The organism is Sphingomonas sp. IC081 (assembly GCF_006874585.1).
Classification (GTDB): domain Bacteria; phylum Pseudomonadota; class Alphaproteobacteria; order Sphingomonadales; family Sphingomonadaceae; genus Novosphingobium.
Genome location: NZ_CP029761.1, coordinates 3,794,483 through 3,811,048, shown reverse-complemented (window position 1 = coordinate 3,811,048; position 16,566 = coordinate 3,794,483). Strand labels below are relative to the sequence as shown.

Annotated in this window: 18 protein-coding genes; 17 read left to right on the top strand and 1 reads right to left on the bottom strand. The window is 70.8% G+C overall.

Annotated features, from left to right (window positions below; all coding sequences use genetic code 11):
- Window positions 1-212: 212 nt before the first annotated feature.
- Window positions 213-1,037 (bottom strand): flagellin, encoded by an 825-nt coding sequence (locus tag DM450_RS18100; protein ID WP_142637158.1) that lies wholly within the window; start codon window positions 1,035-1,037, stop codon window positions 213-215.
- 274 nt (window positions 1,038-1,311) lie between these two features.
- On the opposite strand from DM450_RS18100, the gene DM450_RS18095 reads away from it, so the two are divergent.
- The 17 genes from DM450_RS18095 (at window position 1,312) to ubiM (ending at window position 16,493) form a co-directional block, all read left to right on the top strand.
- Window positions 1,312-2,688, top strand: coding sequence for a sigma-54 interaction domain-containing protein (locus DM450_RS18095; protein ID WP_142637156.1), 1,377 nt, complete (start codon window positions 1,312-1,314; stop codon window positions 2,686-2,688).
- Window positions 2,685-3,083 (top strand): flagellar hook-basal body complex protein FliE, encoded by a 399-nt coding sequence (fliE, locus tag DM450_RS18090; protein ID WP_142637154.1) that lies wholly within the window; start codon window positions 2,685-2,687, stop codon window positions 3,081-3,083. The genes DM450_RS18095 and fliE overlap by 4 nt, the downstream gene beginning before the upstream one ends.
- Window positions 3,084-3,090: 7 nt before the next feature.
- Window positions 3,091-4,917: a flagellar basal-body MS-ring/collar protein FliF gene (gene fliF / locus DM450_RS18085; protein ID WP_142637152.1), complete on the top strand. Its 1,827-nt coding sequence runs from the start codon at window positions 3,091-3,093 to the stop codon at window positions 4,915-4,917.
- Entirely contained in the window at window positions 4,917-5,924 is a 1,008-nt protein-coding gene (gene fliG / locus DM450_RS18080; protein WP_142637150.1) for a flagellar motor switch protein FliG, read from the top strand. Before fliF ends, fliG begins: the two co-directional genes overlap by 1 nt.
- Complete coding sequence (locus DM450_RS18075) at window positions 5,917-6,375, top strand: hypothetical protein (protein WP_185928649.1); 459 nt, start codon at window positions 5,917-5,919, stop codon at window positions 6,373-6,375. Before fliG ends, DM450_RS18075 begins: the two co-directional genes overlap by 8 nt.
- Complete coding sequence (locus tag DM450_RS18070) at window positions 6,369-7,706, top strand: FliI/YscN family ATPase (RefSeq protein WP_142637148.1); 1,338 nt, start codon at window positions 6,369-6,371, stop codon at window positions 7,704-7,706. Before DM450_RS18075 ends, DM450_RS18070 begins: the two co-directional genes overlap by 7 nt.
- Window positions 7,703-8,128 carry a hypothetical protein gene (locus DM450_RS18065; protein WP_142637146.1) on the top strand — a complete coding sequence of 142 codons (426 nt, stop codon included), beginning with the start codon at window positions 7,703-7,705 and terminating at the stop codon, window positions 8,126-8,128. Before DM450_RS18070 ends, DM450_RS18065 begins: the two co-directional genes overlap by 4 nt.
- A gap of 45 nt (window positions 8,129-8,173) precedes the next feature.
- Window positions 8,174-9,886, top strand: coding sequence for a hypothetical protein (locus DM450_RS18060; RefSeq protein WP_142637144.1), 1,713 nt, complete (start codon window positions 8,174-8,176; stop codon window positions 9,884-9,886).
- A gap of 27 nt (window positions 9,887-9,913) precedes the next feature.
- Entirely contained in the window at window positions 9,914-10,510 is a 597-nt protein-coding gene (fliL, locus tag DM450_RS18055; protein WP_142637142.1) for a flagellar basal body-associated protein FliL, read from the top strand.
- 8 nt (window positions 10,511-10,518) lie between these two features.
- Entirely contained in the window at window positions 10,519-11,439 is a 921-nt protein-coding gene (locus DM450_RS18050; protein WP_142637140.1) for a FliM/FliN family flagellar motor switch protein, read from the top strand.
- Between the two features lie 18 nt (window positions 11,440-11,457).
- Window positions 11,458-11,832 carry a flagellar motor switch protein FliN gene (fliN, locus tag DM450_RS18045; protein WP_142637138.1) on the top strand — a complete coding sequence of 125 codons (375 nt, stop codon included), beginning with the start codon at window positions 11,458-11,460 and terminating at the stop codon, window positions 11,830-11,832.
- A gap of 6 nt (window positions 11,833-11,838) precedes the next feature.
- On the top strand, window positions 11,839-12,144 hold the full coding sequence (locus DM450_RS18040; RefSeq protein ID WP_142637136.1) for a flagellar biosynthetic protein FliO: 306 nt from the start codon (window positions 11,839-11,841) through the stop codon (window positions 12,142-12,144).
- On the top strand, window positions 12,141-12,965 hold the full coding sequence (gene fliP / locus DM450_RS18035; RefSeq protein WP_142637134.1) for a flagellar type III secretion system pore protein FliP: 825 nt from the start codon (window positions 12,141-12,143) through the stop codon (window positions 12,963-12,965). Before DM450_RS18040 ends, fliP begins: the two co-directional genes overlap by 4 nt.
- Before the next feature lie 14 nt (window positions 12,966-12,979).
- Entirely contained in the window at window positions 12,980-13,270 is a 291-nt protein-coding gene (locus DM450_RS18030; protein WP_142637133.1) for a flagellar biosynthetic protein FliQ, read from the top strand.
- Window positions 13,267-14,049, top strand: coding sequence for a flagellar biosynthetic protein FliR (locus DM450_RS18025; protein ID WP_142637131.1), 783 nt, complete (start codon window positions 13,267-13,269; stop codon window positions 14,047-14,049). Before DM450_RS18030 ends, DM450_RS18025 begins: the two co-directional genes overlap by 4 nt.
- 18 nt (window positions 14,050-14,067) lie before the next feature.
- Complete coding sequence (locus tag DM450_RS18020; RefSeq protein WP_142637128.1) at window positions 14,068-15,204, top strand: flagellar biosynthesis protein FlhB; 1,137 nt, start codon at window positions 14,068-14,070, stop codon at window positions 15,202-15,204.
- A 113-nt stretch (window positions 15,205-15,317) separates the two neighbouring features.
- A complete protein-coding gene (gene ubiM, locus DM450_RS18015; RefSeq protein ID WP_142637126.1) occupies window positions 15,318-16,493 on the top strand; it encodes a 5-demethoxyubiquinol-8 5-hydroxylase UbiM in 1,176 nt (391 codons plus the stop codon).
- Window positions 16,494-16,566 lie beyond the last annotated feature (73 nt).

Sequence of the window (16,566 nt, the reverse complement as noted above, 5' to 3'; positions counted from 1 at the left end):
GTGGTTTCCCTCTCGCTTGCGGTTTTCACCGAGGCCCACCCCACAAGCGCGAGAGTACCACGGGATCGCCGCCGCCGCGAATCGCCCGAAAGGGCCCGGCGGCAGGGGAACACCCGCCGGGCCCTGGGCAGGCCGGTCCGTGGGGACCGGCCCGGTTCACGCAGGCTTGGAGCCGTTTCCGACCAGGTGATTACACCTGATCGGACAACGCCTTAACGCAGCAGCGAGAGCACGTTCTGCTGGCTCTGGTTGGCCTGCGCGATCATCGCGGTCGAGGCCTGACTGAGAATCTGCGCCTTGGCCATCTGGGTGGTTTCGCTCGAATAGTCGGCATCCTCGATTCGCGACCGTGCGTCCGACAGGTTCGTCACGTTGTTGGTGAGGTTGTTGATCGCCGATTCGAGGCGGTTCTGACCGGCACCGAGCGAGGCGCGGGTGGCGTTGACGTCGGCCAGCGCCGCATCGACGTTGTCGATCGTGGTCGAGGCCGCCGTGGCCGTGGTCACGTCGAGCGCCGAAGCGTCGATGTTGGTGCCGTCGATCGCCGAGGAGGTCAGGGTGATCGTCTCGCCCGAATTGGCACCGGTCTGGATATCGAACGTCACGTCGCTGCCCGAACTGGTGGAGAACAGCGCGTTGCCGTTGAACTTGGTCTGCGAAAGGACGTCGCTGATCTGGCTGGTGAGCGCGGTGACTTCGGACTGCATCGCGGTGCGGTCGGACGACTGGTAGGTGCCCGAGGACGACTGGACCGCCAGTTCCCGCACGCGCTGGAGCATGTTCGAGACTTCGGAAAGCCCGCCTTCCGCCGTCTGCGCCAGCGAGATACCGTCATTGGCGTTGCGGATGCCCTGGCTCATGCCGCGCACCTGCGCGGTCATCGAGGTGGCAATCGCAAGACCGGCGGCATCGTCCTTGGCCGAGTTGATTCGCTTGCCGGTCGACAGGCGCTCCATCGCGGTGCCCAGCATCTTGTTGGCCGTGTTGGATGCGTTCGACGCCTTGATGGCGCTGATATTCGTATTGATAACAGACATGTAAATGCTCCCGTTGCGTGTCCCGAAGTTTGAAACAGCCCTGATGCCGGCCCATCCGGCACGGCTGTCGGACCCTAGACCGGCAAGCGACCGGCAAAATTAAGCCGCCTGCTTGCCGGATGCTTGCCGCAGGCCGGCAAAAAGACCGGCGATCCCGCCGCTTCGCGGGGCAAAACTACGGGGGGCTACGGGGACTTAAATTTTCGAAGGGTTCGCCGTTTGGGACCCATACCATCCCTTGGAAGAACATTAATTCCATGGGGAAACCGGAGACATGGCCGAACAGGCTTTCGACACCGAATTCGAGCGTCGCCACGGCCCTCTGGCACGCCGTGCGGCGATCATCACGGCCTCGCTGCTGGACCCGGACGGCGTTGTCCTGAGCGACGCCGCGACAGGCACCGGCCACCGCGAGGCGGCAATGGCCTCCGGTGCCCGTCAGGTCCGCCTGACACGGGGACAGGCCCCCGCCTTGTCGCGCGCGGCATCCGGCGCCATCGCCGTGACTTATGCCGACCCGGTGAGCGAGGCCTCGCTGGCGATGCTGCTGGCGGCGATGTCCGGCCCCGAGGCGCCGATCGCCGCCGATCCGGCCAGCCTCTCGATCTTTGCCCTCGCCAGCCGCCTGGCGGCGAGCGACATCCCGGTGCTCATCAACGGCCCCACCGGCACCGGCAAGGAAGTGCTCAGCCGCTTCATCCATGCCCGCAGCAGCCGTGCGGGCGGGCCGTTCATCGCGGTCAACTGCGCGGCGATGCCCGAAACCATGCTGGAGGCCATGCTGTTCGGCCACCAGAAGGGCGCCTTCACCGGCGCCACCCAGTCGAGCGAGGGCTTCATGCGCGCGGCCGACGGCGGCACCCTGCTGCTCGACGAGATCGCCGAGATGCCGCTGCCGCTCCAGGCCAAGCTGCTGCGCGCGCTGCAGGAACAGGAAGTGGTGCCGATCGGGTCGACCCGGCCGATCAAGGTCGACATCCGGGTGATCGCCTGCGCCAACCGCGACCTGCCCACCGAAGTGGCCGAAGGGCGCTTCCGCGCCGACCTCTACTACCGGCTCAACGTCTTCCCGCTGATGCTCGATTCGCTGCGCGAGCGGCCCGACGACATCGCCCCGCTCGCCTTCGCGATGGCCCTGCGCCATGCCCCCGATCCGGCGCGGGTGCCGTGCCTGTCCGACTGCGCGATCGCGATGCTCAAGCTCCATGCCTGGCCCGGCAACGTGCGCGAACTGGAAAACGTCATGCGCCGCGCGCTGCTGCTCGCCCACGGACGGCCAATGATCACCCCCGAACACATCGTGTTCGACTGCCCGGCCCGCCTGCTCGGCGCCGCCCTGCCCGGCGCATCCATCCCCGGTGCCTCCATCCCCGGCGCCTTCATCCCCGGCGTGCCGCTCATCGCCGACGACGACGCGGGCCCGCGCCGCCTCTCCAGCATCGTCCAGATCTCCGAGGCCCGCGCCATCGTCGAGACGCTGGAAGCCTGCGGCGGCAGCCGCGTGCGCGCCGCCCGCGCGCTGGGCATTTCCGAACGCACCTTGCGCTACCGGCTGGCCTCGCTGCGCGAGGCCGGCATCGAGATCGGCCGCAACGTGGTGACGCCGCTGTCCGGCGTGATCGCCAGCCGCGCCGCCGGAGGCGGCAGATGAGCGCGATCTCCGGCCTCGTCGGAAGTGCTGCCGGCAATGCCGGCGGCATCCAGCAGATCATGGCGATGCGCCAGCAGATCATCCAGCGCAGCGACCTGCTGCAACAGATCCACGCCGCGCAGGAAAGCGCCCAGACTGCAACCGCCAGCGGTTCCATCCCGCTCGACAGCCCCGCCAACGGCTTTGCCCAGAGCCTGCACAACGCGCTCGACGGCGTGAACGGCGTGCAGTCCAGGGCCGAGGCCCTGACCGACGCCTACCAGAAAGGCGAAGTGACCGACGTCGCCAAGGTCATGCTGGCGCGGCAGGAGGCGGGGGTCGCCTTCGAGGCCACGCTGCAAGTCCGCAACAAGCTGCTGTCCGCCTACCAGGACATCATGCGGCTGGGGGTCTGACTGAACCATGGCCGATCCCGCCGTTCCCGACATCCCCGGCGCCGCGGGCGGGCCTGCGACTTCCGGGCAGCTGCCGGCTCCGCAATCGCTGTTTGCCCCCTTCGCCGATCCCCAGGGCGGGCCGGTGCTGACCCGCATCGGCTCGTTCACCGCCCAGCCCGCCGTGCGGCGGATCATGCCCGCCTTCGTCGCGCTGGCGGCGGTCGGCGGCGCCCTGCTGACCTGGGACGCGATGGCCCCCTCGCCGCAGCGGATCCTCTATTCCCAGCTTGGCGATGCCGACCGGGCCGGCGTCGCCGCCGCGCTCGACCAGGCGGGCATCGGCTACCGCATCGAGAACGAGACCGGCGCGCTGACCGTGGCCGAGGGCGATTATTACCGCGCCCGCATGCTGGTCGCCTCGGACGGGGCACTGGCCACGCCGGAAAGCGGCGACCAGCTGCTCGACAAGCTGCCGATGGGGGCCAGCCGCACGCTGGAGGGCGAACGCCTGCGCGCCGCACGCGAACACGACCTGCAACTGACCATCGCCGAGATCGACGGCGTCGAGGGCGTGCGCGTGCATATCGCCGAAGCCGAGAAATCGGTCTTCGTGCGCGACAACGTGGCGCCCTCGGCCTCGGTCATGGTGCGGCTGAAGCCGGGACGGCAATTGGCGGACAGCCAGGTCTCGGCCATCGTCAACCTGGTCGCCGGATCGATCCCCGGCCTTTCGCCCGACGCGGTGCGGGTGGCCGACCAGCACGGCCGGTTGCTGTCGCGCGGCGGAACGGGGGGCGGATCGGGGGGCGGCGTCGATTCCGACCGGCTCGACCTGCAATCGCGCATGGAAGCCAAGCTGCGCGACCAGGTCAGCCAGTTGCTGATCCCGATGCTGGGAGAACCCAACTTCACCACCCAGGCCCAGGTCGAGCTCGACATGGCCGACGTGACCCAGGCCCGCGAAAGCTACGACAAGGACGGCGTCGTGCGCTCCGAGACCCAGCAGCAGTCGCAGCAGTCCGGCACCGGCCCGGCCGCCGGCGTTCCCGGCGTGCTGTCCAACACCCCGCCGCCGCCCACCCAGGCCCGGCCCGGCGCCCCGCAGGGCAATGCGCCCGCACCCGGTGCCGCCCCCGGAGCTCCCCCCGGAGCGACCCCGCCGCCGACCAACGGCGAAAGTTCCTCCAGCCGCATGTACGAACTGGGGCGCGAGGTCTCGGTGTCGAGCTCGCGCCCCGGCGGGGTGAAGCGGATCTCGGTCGCGGTCGCGATCAGCGCCGCCGCGCTCAAGAGCGCCAAGCCGCAAGACATCCAGGACATCCAGGCGCTGGTCAGCGCCGCCGTCGGCGCCGATCCGCAGCGCGGCGATCAGGTCAAGGTGGTCATCCGCTCCTTCGACGCCGCCGCCCCCGCCGACAAGCTGGCCTTCTACGAGACCCCGTGGTTCGCGATGCTGGTGCGCAACGGCGCCGCCGTGCTGGCGGTGCTGCTGGTGCTGCTGATCGGGGTCCGGCCGATGGTGCGGGCACTGCGCGGCGAGCGCGCGGGCGGCACCAAGGGCAAGCGCAAAGGCAAAACCGCCAGGGGCAAAGCCGCCGCCGACGACGAGGACGAGGATGACGGCGACGGGGTCGACATCCTCCCCCCCACCGAAGGGGCACGCCCGCTCGGCCGGCAGGCGATTCCCGCAGCCGGGGTGATCGACATGGACAGCGACGTGTCGCGTTCCGACCTGCTCGCCCGCCAGGTCGACCTCGCGCAGCGCCTCGTCGCCGAAAAGCCGGACAGCGCCGTCGCCGCGCTGCGCCAGATGATCAACGATCCCGGCAGCGACGAAACCAAGGCCGCCTGATGGACGAGCCCGCCTCCCTGCTGCCCGCCGACAATGCCGCGGTGATGATGATGCTGCTCAACGACGAGCAGACCTCGCACATCCTCGCCGAGCTCGAACCCGACGAACTGCGCCGCCTGGGCGAGAAGATGTGCGCGCTGGGCGAGATCGGCCCCGAACTGATCGCCGAGGCCATTGCCGGTTTCATCGAGAAGACCGAGGCGCTCGGGCTTGTCGCCCATGACCGGGTCGGCCAGGTCCGCACGATGATCACCCGCGCGGTCGGCGAGGTGAAGGCCGAGAACCTGATGAGCCGCATCGTCCCCGAGGCGCCGCGCCACTCCAGCCTCGAACTGGCGCGCTGGCTGACGGCGGAATCGCTGATCCCGCTGGTGCGCGACGAGCATCCCCAGGCGCTGGCGGTGCTGCTGGTCCAGCTCGACCCGGACATCGCCGCCGCCGTGCTCCATGCCCAGCCCGAACCGGCGCAGTCCGAGATCGTCCACCGCGTCGCCACGCTCGGGCCGATCTCGCCGCAGGCGCTGGTCATGCTGGAGGAGCTGCTGGCGCGGCGGATCACCGAGTGCCACGGCCAGCGCCCCTTCGAGGTCGGCGGCGTGCGCGAGGCGGCGGGCATCGTCAACGGCGTCGGCAAAGTCGTCGAGAAACGGGTCATGAGCGAGCTGGTCCGCCGCGACAAGGTGCTGGCCCGCCAGATCGAGGACGAGATGTTCAAGTTCGAACACCTCTTCGTGCTCGATCCCAAGTCGATGGGCACCCTGCTGCGCGACGTGCCCAGCGAAGTGCTGATCGATTCGCTCAAGGGCATCAGCGAGGAGGAGCGCGACGTCTTCTTCCGCGCCATGTCCTCGCGCGCGGCGGACGGCGTGCGCGACGAGATCGCCGCGCGCGGCCGCACCAGGCTGGCCGACGTGGTGATCGCGCAGAAGGAAGTCGTGACCATCGCCCGCAAGCTCGCCGCCGACGGCGCGATCGTGTTCGGTTCGGGAGACGACGACTATGTCTGACCTCGGCTTCTCGCTGAAAGGGTTTCCCGGCGCGGACCGGGCGAGCCCCGCAGGCTCGGTCGCGCAGCTCCTCGCGGCGCTGGCCCGGCCGGCCGCCTTCCGTCCCGATGCCCGCTTCGGCCCCGCTGGCGCGGGCGCCGAGGAACCCGCCGCGCCGCAACCTGCCGCCGAGCCGGAAGCCGACCGGCCCGACCCCGTGGGCGAGGCCTTTGCCCAAGGGTTTGCCGAGGGCCACCGCCAGGCCAGCCTCGAGGCCGGGCACCGCGCCGAGATCGACGCGCGCGCGCGCGAAGACCTGTCCCTTGCCTTCGCCCGGATCGACAGCCAGCTGGAGGAGGACTTGCGCCTGCGCCTGCGCGACACCGTGCGCATCGAGACCGCCAGCGGCGGGGTCGAGGATGGCCCGGCGACCTGGCGCCGCGCCATCGCCGAAGCGCTCGACCAGTGCTGAGCCTGTTCGATTCCATCCTGTCCGACTGTGCCGCCGAGCCCATCGACCTGGCGCCGCGCCGGTTCGGGCTGGTTGCCGCCTGCGACGGCGGATTGCTCGAAGTGAGCGGGCTCTCGGTGCCGGTCGGGGCGATGTGCCGGGTCTCGCATGGCCCCCGCGCCTCGCTGGCCGCCGAAGTGATCGGCTTTCGCAACGGGCGGACGATGATGATGCTGCTGGGCGACACCATCCTGCTGCGGCCCGGCGCCCGCGTCTGGGCCGAAGGACGCCCCGGGCTGCTGCCGGTGGGCGAGGCGTTCCTCGGCCGCGCGGTCGATGGCGAGGGGCTGCCGATCGACGGCGGCTATCCGATCCACACCCGGAAGGAATGGCCCGCCGGCGGCGTGCGCACGTCCGCGCTGGACCGCAGCCCGGTCCGCCTGCCCTTCGATACCGGGGTGCGCGCGCTCAATGCGCTGACCACGTTCGGCGTCGGCCAGAGGATCGGCATCATGGCCGGATCGGGTGTCGGCAAGTCGGTGCTGATCGACATGATCGCGCGCGGCGCGGCGCGCACCGGCGGCGCCGACGTGGTGATCGTCGGCCTGATCGGCGAGCGCGCGCGCGAAGTGTCGGACTTCGTCGAGCGGCACATGCATGCCGAGAAGAAGGAGCGTACCGTGGTCGTGGCGGTTCCCGCCGACCATGCGCCGAACCTCAGGCTGCGCGGCGCCCTGCTGGCGACCGCGATGGCCGAGCATTTCCGCGCCAGGGGCCTTCGGGTCCTGCTGATCATGGACAGCCTGACCCGCGTCGCCCACGCCGCGCGCGAGATCGGCCTGCTGCTGGGCGAACCCGGCGCGGCCCGCGGCTATCCGCCCTCTGCGCTCGCGACGATCACCAAGCTGGTCGAGCGCGCCGGCAATTCGGCCGCGAGCGGCGGCTCGGTGACGGGTCTCTACACGGTGCTGGCCGATGGCGACAACCAGGACGACCCCGTCGTCGACACCGCCCGCTCGATCCTCGACGGGCACATCGTGCTGTCGCGCGATCTGGCCCAGCGCGGGCAATATCCGGCGGTCGACATCGCCGCCTCGCTGAGCCGGGTGATGAACGACATCGTCCCGCCCGACCATCAGGCGCTGGCCCGCCAGTTCCGGGCCTTGTCGGCCAGCTACGAGGCCAATCGCGACCTCGTGCTGATGGGCGCCTACCGCGCCGGGGCCGACCCGCAGCTGGACCGCGCGATCGCCATGCACCGCGCGCTCAGCGGTTTCCTCGGCCAGCCCGCCGGGGACGTCGTCGACCTGCCCGCCAGCACCGCGCAGCTTGCCCACCTGCTGGCGGCATGAACGCCGAGCGCCAGCGCCTGCTGCGCCTTCGGCGGCTCGAGAAGATCCGTGCCGTCGCCAGGCAGAATGCCGCGCTGGAGGCCGCACAGGCAGAAAGCACGCTGACACAGCTGCGCGGGCTCTGCGAACGCACCCGGCGACTGGCCGAGGACTACGGCCAGCGCCGCGAGATGGCCGACGGCGCGGCGCTGCACCAGGTCGGGCGCTTCGCCAGCGGGCTGGCGGCGATCTCGCGCAGCACCCAGGGCGACGCGCAGCGTGCGCAATCGATTGCGGACGCCAAGCAGCTGCAACTGGCCGAGGCCGAACGCCGCCGCGCCGCCATCGAGGAACGCGCCGCCTTGCAGGAACGGATGATCGCCAAAGCCGGTCAGGTGCCCTCGCTGGCGGCGCGTCGCCCGTCTGGCACGGGACTTGAATAGTCCCCGGCACCGCATCCGCTCGCGCGACTGGAGGACTTCACCGGCATGACCCCGCTTTCCGCCCCTACCGCTTCCGGCGCCGCCACCGCCAGCCTCGGCACGCGTGCCGGACCGCCCCCCGAAAGCGGCGGTTTTGCCGCCATTCTCGGCGGCGCCGAAGCCGGCCCGCAGGCGATCGCGGGCGGCATCGGGAGCGGGAGCAGCATCGGGAGCGGCAAGCCGACCGGCAAGGATTTGCCGGTCCTGCCTGCAAAAGCGGCTGCAAACGACGTCACCAAGGCGCAAGGCGAGGAACCCGGCACGCGGGAAAGCGGCGCGGTGCAAGACATCCCCCGCCCCGAACCGCTGGCTGCCGATCCGATGGCCCCCGATCCATCCCCGCTGGCGGCCGCGATCGCCGCCCTGGCGCTGGTGCCGAACCTTGCCGCGACCGCAGCGTCCGCGGCCCCGCAAGGCAGCGAGGCACGCGCGATCTCGCCCTCGGCCGAGCCCCGGCCTGTTCCCGCACGGGCAGTGCCCGCGCTGCCTGCCGCCGTGCCTGCCGGGACGCCGTTGTCGAGCGACCCGGCACTTGCCCCGGCAACGGGTGAACGCGCCCCGGTCGCACCGAAGGCTGTGGCTCTCGCGGCGATCGAACTGGTTCCCGTCGATGCGGCTGCGGACGATCCGGCCGCCGCCAATCCGGCCCCCGCAAATCCGGCCCCCCCAAATCCGGCAAACCGCAACCCCACCCCAGCGCCAGATAGCCCGGATGAGACCGCCTTGCCGGCGGACAAGGCCCCGGTGGCCGCCGGGGGTCTGGCCATGAACGCCCGGATAGTGCCGGCCCTGCGCCCCTCGCCGCTTGCGGGACAAGACTTCAGCAGTACCGGCAGCAGTACCGACACCAGTATCGGCGCCCATCCCGCGCCGGCAACGCTTTCCCTGGCGACAGACCCGGCCGCGCCCACCGCGGGCGGTACCGGCACTCCCGCCTTAGCGCCGCCCCCGGATTCGAGCGCCCGGCTGGCCGAGGCCCGCCGCAGCGCCTCCTATCCCTCTGGCAATTCCTCTGGCAATTCCTCTGCCGATCCGCTGGCAGATCAACCCGCGCTCCCGGCCGCGCCGGTGACACTGGCGCAGAGCGCCCCGGACACCGTCGCCATCGGCGCCTCCGGCAGCAGCGCGGCCGCCCCTCCCACCTCCGCATTTACGCCCCCTGCCAGCGGCACCGGCGAAACCGCGCAAGGCCCGCAGGACTTCGCCACACTGGTGAGCAAGCTGGGCGAGGCGCGCGAGGCGGCCAGCCCCCATCTCGTGCGCACGGCGATCACCCATGGCGAATTCGGCCCCATATCGCTGCAGTTCCGGCATGAGGGCGGCGCCCTCAGCGTCACCATGGCCAATGCCGATCCGGCTTTTGCCAGCGCGGTCCAGACCGGCCTCGCCGCCACGCTGGCGGCGGGCGCCGGCAATGGCGCCCTTGCGGACGGCAACGGCAACGGCAACGGCAGCGGCAACGGCAGCGGCGAGGCCCGGCAGGCCTGGCAACAGGCGTCCGCCAGCCACTCCGGGCCGGGGGCGGCCGGTTCGTTCGGAGCGGATTCGCGCCCGAATCAAGATCGAACCGCCGCGCAGTCCGGAGCAAGGGACGAGGAGCGCGCCCGCCAGGGCAGCGCGGCGACCATCGTCCAGGCCTCCGGCGAGGCCAGCGGGAGCACCCGGCCCCCGGCCGCCGGACCCGGCCCCGGACCCGGCCGAAGCGGCATCTACGCCTGATCCGACCAGCGACGAGGGGCAAGCATTGTGAGCAAAAAGGCAGCAACCGAGAGCGAGGGCGACAAGAAATCCAAGGGCAAGCTCGGCCTGATCCTGGTCGCCGTGGGCATGCTGGCAGTGGGCGGCGGCGGCGCCTTTGCCCTGGTCGCCACCGGTGTGATCGGCGGCGGCAAGCACGAGGTGAAGGAAGACAACCGCCCGAAGCTGGTGCGCAAGGGTGAGGCCGACCCCTTCATGCCCAAGCAGGAAGGCGGCGAAGGCGAAGGGGGAGGCGGCGAGGAACCCGAAGGCGAGGGCGGCGATCCCTATCGCACCGCCTACTACACCTTCACCGACGACTTCACCTCGAACCTCAAGGAATCCGACGCCCTGCTGCAACTGAGCCTGGCCTGCTCGACCCGCTACGACGGGCGCGTGCTGCAGTGGATCAAGAAGCACGAACTGGCGATCCGCTCGGCGCTGCTGGCGATCATGGCCGATACCCCCGAGGACGACATCTACACGATCGAGGGCAAGGGCCGTCTGCAGAAGCGGATGACCGATGCGATCAACCGGGTGCTGATCCAGAAGGAAGGCTTCGGCGGGGTCGACAACGTCTATTTCCGCAACTTCATCATCCAGTGACCGCCACCATGGCCTCTTCCGCCCCCGCAACCCTCTCCGGCACGTACCGCAAGGCCGCGCATTGCACCGAGCTGCTGGGCAAGGCGCCGAGCCTGGCCGAACTGGTGCCCGCGCTCTCGCTGATCGGCGAACGCCTGAGCCGCACGCTTGCCGCCGCGCTGGCCCGGCTTGCGGGCGGCGATCCGCCGGTGGTCTCGGCCGGCATGCCGATGGACGGCACCCTGGCCAGCCTGCAGGGCGACCTCGAGGGGCTCGCCGCGCATACGCTCATGGTGCTCGATCCCGGCGGCCTGCCGCTGCTGGCGACGTTCGAGGCCGAGACCGTGTTTCGCCTGGTGGACCGCACCTTCGGCGGCCGCGGCGTGCTGCCGGACCCGATTCCCGAGGCCTTCCCGCTTTCCGCGCTGCTGCTGGTCGACCAGATCGAGACCTGCCTGGGCCAGGCGCTTGGCGCCGCGCTGGAGGGGCCCACCCCCTATCTTGCCCGCAGCCTGCGCCGCGACACCAGCCTGCGCCAGCTCGATCCTTTCCCGCGCGGCGAAGACCTGCTCATGCTGACCCTCGAGGTCGAGGAAACCGGCTTTGCCCCCTGGTCGCTGCGGCTTTCCTTTCCGGTCGCGACACTGGCCGCGGTGACCCTGCCGCCGCGCCGTCCGGCCGCCAGCAAGGGCCGCGCCCAGGGCAGGCGCCCCCCCATGCGCCCTGATGCCCGCCGCGAACCATTTGCCTCGATCCCGGTCGAAGTCACCGCCCTGCTGGTCGACATGACCGTGCCGATGGCGCGCCTCTCCGCGCTCAGCCCCGGCGACGTGCTGCCGGTGGCGGTGGCGCGCAGCGTGCCGCTGCAACTGGGCGGGCGCACGTTTGCCACCGGAGCGGTCGGCGAGCTCGACGACCGTGTCGCCGTCCAGATTCAGATCGCGTTCTAGAACGGAAAGCCAAGCCCCATGAACATCCATCCCCGCAGTCTGGACTTCCTGCGCGACGTCGATGTCCGCCTTTCGGTGGAACTCGGGCGGACCCACCTGACACTGCGCGAAGTGCTGACGCTGGGGCCCGAGAGCCTTGTCGTGCTCGACCGCATGACCGACGAACTGCTCGACGTCATGGTCAACGGCAAGCCGATCGCCAAGGGCGAGGTGATCGCCCACAATGGCCGTTTCGGCCTGCGGATCGTCGAGATGACCGGGCACGAAAGCGACGGCGGCGCGGAAGGCGGCGGCCATGCGGGGGGGCATGCGGGGGGCCATGCGGGGGGCCATGCGGGCGGCGAAACCGGCGATGCCGTGCTGCCCGATCCCGCCGCCTCGGATGCGGAGTAGGCGGCGATGGCCTGGTATCTGCTCAAGCTGATCCTGCTGCTGCCGCTGATCGGCGCCATGGCCTGGGGCTGCCTGTGGCTGGCGCGGCGCCTGCAGGAACGGGCCGGTAGTCCCGCCGCCGGGCGCTCGCTGCGGGTGGTGGAGACGCTGATGCTCTCGCCGACGCTGCGGCTGGCGGTGATCGAGTTCCATGGCCGCGAGATCCTCGTCTCCGCCTCGCGCCAGGGGCTGACCACGCTGGCAGAGGCCCCCGCCCGCACCGCGTCCACCCCGGAAGGTGCCGCCGGATCTGCCGCAGAGATGGCGCCATGAAGCGGATCGCCGTCCTGGGCGCGGCGCTTGCGGCGCTGCTGCTGCCGCTGGCGGTCCAGGCCCAATCCGCCGTGCAGTCCGCGGTTCCCTCGGCCGTTCCGGGCGCGCTCGACCGTGCCCTCGGCGCCATCGGCGGAACCGGCTCCGGCCCCGGCGGCCCGGGTATGAGCCTCTCGCTCCAGCTCCTGCTGATCATGGGGCTGCTGACCCTGCTGCCCACGCTGGTGCTGATGATGACCAGCTTCACCCGCATCCTCGTGGTGCTGGCGATCCTGCGGCAGGCGATCGGGCTCCAGCAATCGCCGCCCAACCAGGTGCTGATCGGGCTGTCTCTGTTCCTCTCGCTGTTTGTCATGTCGCCCACGCTGGAACGGGTCAACGCCTCCGCCATCGTCCCTTATGCCGCCGACCGGATCAATGCCCAGCAGGCGATCGCGGCGGCAGGGCGCGAATTCCACGCCTTCATGATCCGCCAGACCCGCGAGCGCGACCTCACCATGTTTGCCGACATGGCGCACAGCACCAGCGCGAACCCCGCCGGTCCCGGCGGCGGCCCGCGCTTTGCCAGCACCGCCGAAGTGCCGTTCTCGATCCTGCTGCCCGCCTTTGTCACCAGCGAGCTCAAGACCGCCTTCCAGATCGGCTTCATGCTGTTCCTGCCGTTCCTGGTGATCGACCTCGTCGTCTCCTCGGTGCTGATGAGCCTGGGCATGATGATGATGAGCCCGATGGTGGTCTCGCTGCCGTTCAAGCTGCTGCTCTTCGTGATGGTCGATGGCTGGGCCCTGCTGATGGGCTCGCTGGCGGCCAGCTTCGGCTAGCGGGGAGAGAAGCCATGGAAGACATCGGCGCCCTGCTCGACCTTGCCGACAAGATGCTGTGGGTCACCGCGCTGGTCGCCGCGCCGGTGCTGCTCGCCTCGCTGGCGGTGGGGCTGGTGGTGGGGGTGGTGCAGGCGGCGACCTCGGTCAACGAACAGACGCTGACTTTCGTGCCCAAGCTGGCGGTGACGGCGCTGGTGCTGGTGGTGCTGGGCGGTTCGATGATGACGCTGATCGGCGACTTCACGCAGGAAGTCTTTGCCCAGGTCGCCCGCACCGGGCAGGCCGAACAGACCCGCCCATGATCGGCCTCGACTTCGGCTTCGGCCCGCTCGAGGCCGAATTCTGGCGCCTGCTCTTCGTGATGACGCGGATCGGCGCCGCCCTCGTCGCCGCGCCGATGTTCGGCATTGCCGGGGTGCCCGCACAAGTGCGGGTGATCGTCGCCGGGGCGGTGGCGGTGCTGGTCTGCGCCTGGAGCCCGGTCGCCGCGCCCCCGGCGCTGCTGTCGCTGCCCGGGCTGCTGGCGGTCGGCGGCGAGGTCTCGGTCGGGCTGGCGCTGGGGTTCGTGCTGCAACTGGCCTTTGCCGCGCCGATCCTCGCCGCCGAAGTGGTGGGCGGATCGATGGGCATGAACATGGCGGTCGCGGTCGATCCCAATTCCGGCACCCAGTCCCCCGCGCTCGGCCAGTATTTCGCGGTGGTCATGACCATGGTGTTCCTGGCGCTGGGCGCCCACCTGCAATGGTTCGCGCTGCTGGTCGACAGCTACCGCGCCTTCCCGCCCGGCCAGACCTGGCTGGGGCCGGAACGCTTTGCCCTCGTCGCCTCCTTTGCCGCGCGCACGTTCGTGACCGGCGCCGCCATCGCCCTGCCCGCCTGCCTGGTGCTGATGGTGGTGCAGGTCGTCACCGGGGTGCTCGGCCGCTCGGCCCCGGCGCTCAACCTCTTCGCGCTCGGCCTGCCGGCCGGCGTGCTGGGCGGCCTTGCCGCGCTGCTGGTGAGCGCCCCGGTGCTGACCGACCTGGTCGCCCGGCTCTCCGCCATGGCCATCGACCAGGCCGCCCTCGTGCTGCAGCCGTGAGCCCCTCATGAGCCCCCCATGAGCGACGACAACGGCGAGAAGAGCTTTGCCCCCACCGCCAAGCGGCGCAAGGACGCCGCCGAGAAGGGCGACGTCATCCGCTCGCGCGAGATGGCGACGGCAGCGGGCATGGCGGTGGGCGGGGCCTGGCTGCTGCTCGCCGGTCCCTGGGTGCTCGACCGGCTGCTGCGCGCCTTGCGGGCGGGTTTCACCTGGAGCCGCGCCGACCTCGATGACTTCACCCCCGGCCAGCGCCTGCTCGACGTGCTGCTGGCGCTGCTGCCGCCGGTGCTGGTGCTGGGGCTCGGCGTCATGCTGGTCTCGCTGATCTCGCAGCTCGGGTTCGGCGAGGGGCGCTGGGTCGGCGGCAACATGCTGCCCAAGGCCTCGCGCATCAACCCGCTCTCCGGCCTCAAGCGCATGTTCGGGCCGACCGGCGCCATCGAGATGGCCAAGGGGCTGGCCAAAGTGTCGCTGCTGGCGGCGATCACCTGGTTCTGGGCGCGCGGCGAGCTGGCCACCCTGGTCCAGCTAGGCCGCGGCGACCTGATCGGCGAGGCGGCGCGGGCCTGGGGCACGATCACCCACCTGCTGTTCTGGCTGGCCGGCGGGCTATTCGTGATCGCGATGTTCGACCTGCCGGTGCAGATCGTGCGGCGGATCATGCGCCTGCGCATGACGCTGCAGGAACTGCGCGACGAGAACAAGGATGCCGAAGGCGCGCCGGAAAAGAAGGCCGCGATCAAGGACCGCCAGCGCCGCATCGCCATGGGCGGGCTGGTGCCGGCGATGCAGGAAGCGCAGTTCGTCATCACCAACCCCACCCATTTCGCGGTCGCCCTCGCCTACGATCCGGCCAAGGCGCCCGCCCCGATCGTCCTGGCCAAGGGGCGCGGCGACAAGGCGCTGGCCATGCGCGAGCTGGCGGCCGAACACGCGGTGCCGGTGCTGTCCTATCCCGCGCTGGCCCGCTCGGTGTTCTACACCAGCCGCGAGAGACGCATGATCCGCGAGGAACACTATGTCGCCGTCGCCGCGATCCTGGCCTTCGTGCTCTCGCTCAGGCGCGGCGAGCGGCGCGCGGCGCCGGAAATCTCGGTGCCGGTCACCGTGCGCTTCGACGCCGATGGCCGTCCCGATCCTTCGAGCCTGTAGACGGACTTGCCATTTTTGACGTGAATCATGGCGCAGATCGCATGTGCCCGGCACCGCTTGCGCTCCTATCTTCTATCTTCCCAATCCCGGATAAATCGTTGGAGCCCCGCGCGATGACCCATGACCTGATAATCGTCGGCGGCGGACCGGCCGGTCTGGCGCTGGCGGCCGCGCTGGCCGACACCGCCCTGCGGATCGCCATCGTCGAGCGCCAGCCGCTCGAAGCGCTGATCGAGCCGGCGGTCGACGGCCGCGAGATCGCGCTCACCCATCGCTCCGTCCGTGCGCTGCAAACGCTCGGCGCCTGGGGCTGGATCGACCCGCGGCAGGTCTCGCCGCTGCGCGAGGCGCGCGTGCTCAACGGCGGTTCGCCCTTCGCCCTCTCGTTCGGGGCCGACGGCAGCGGCGAGGACCGGCTGGGCTGCCTCGTCTCCAACCACCGCATCCGCCGCGCGCTGTTCGCCGCCACCGAGACGCAGGGCAATCTCGAGATCCTGGCCGGGCAGGCGGTGGCCGCGCTCGGCACCGACCGCGAGCGGGCCGAGGTCGAACTGGCCGACGGCACCCGGCTGACCGGCCGCCTGCTGGTCGGCGCGGATTCGCGCTTCTCCTTCGTGCGCGAGGAACTGGGCATCGGCGCGCAAGTGAACCGCACCGGCCGCGCCATGATGGTCTGCCGCATGGCCCACGATCTCGATCACGAGGGTGTCGCCACCGAATGGTTCGACCATGGCCAGACGATCGCCATGCTGCCGCTCGGCGGCCGGGAGTCCTCCGCCGTGCTGACCCTTGCCGCGCCCGAGATCGAGCGGCTGGCCGCGCTCGATGCCGACCGCCTCGCCGCCGAGATCACCCGCCGCTACGAAGGACGGCTCGGGCGCATGAGCCTGATCGGCAAGGCCCATGTCTACCCGCTCGCGACAACCTACGCCCGCCACTTCGCCGCGCGCCGCGCCGCCCTCATCGGCGATGCCGCGGTCGGCATGCACCCGGTGACCGCGCATGGCTTCAACCTCGGCCTTGCCAGCGCCAGCACGCTGGGGCGGCTGGTGGCCGAGGCCCATCGCGGCGGCCGCAGCGATGCCATCGCCTCCTCGCTGTTGCTGCGCCGCTACGAGGCCGCGCACCGCCTTGCCAGCCGGCCGATCTATACCGCCACCAACATGATCGTCGGCCTCTACACCGCCGAGCGCCCCGCCGCCCGCGCCGCCCGCCACCTCGGCCTGCGCGCCGCCGCGCGGATTCCGCTGCTCTCGCGCAATGTCAGCCGCATGCTGATGCAGACCTGAGGGGCCGTCTGGAAATCGCCCGGATGGGCGGTCCGGGGGCTTAAACAAGCGCGCGCGCTGCCGTTCTCCCCGC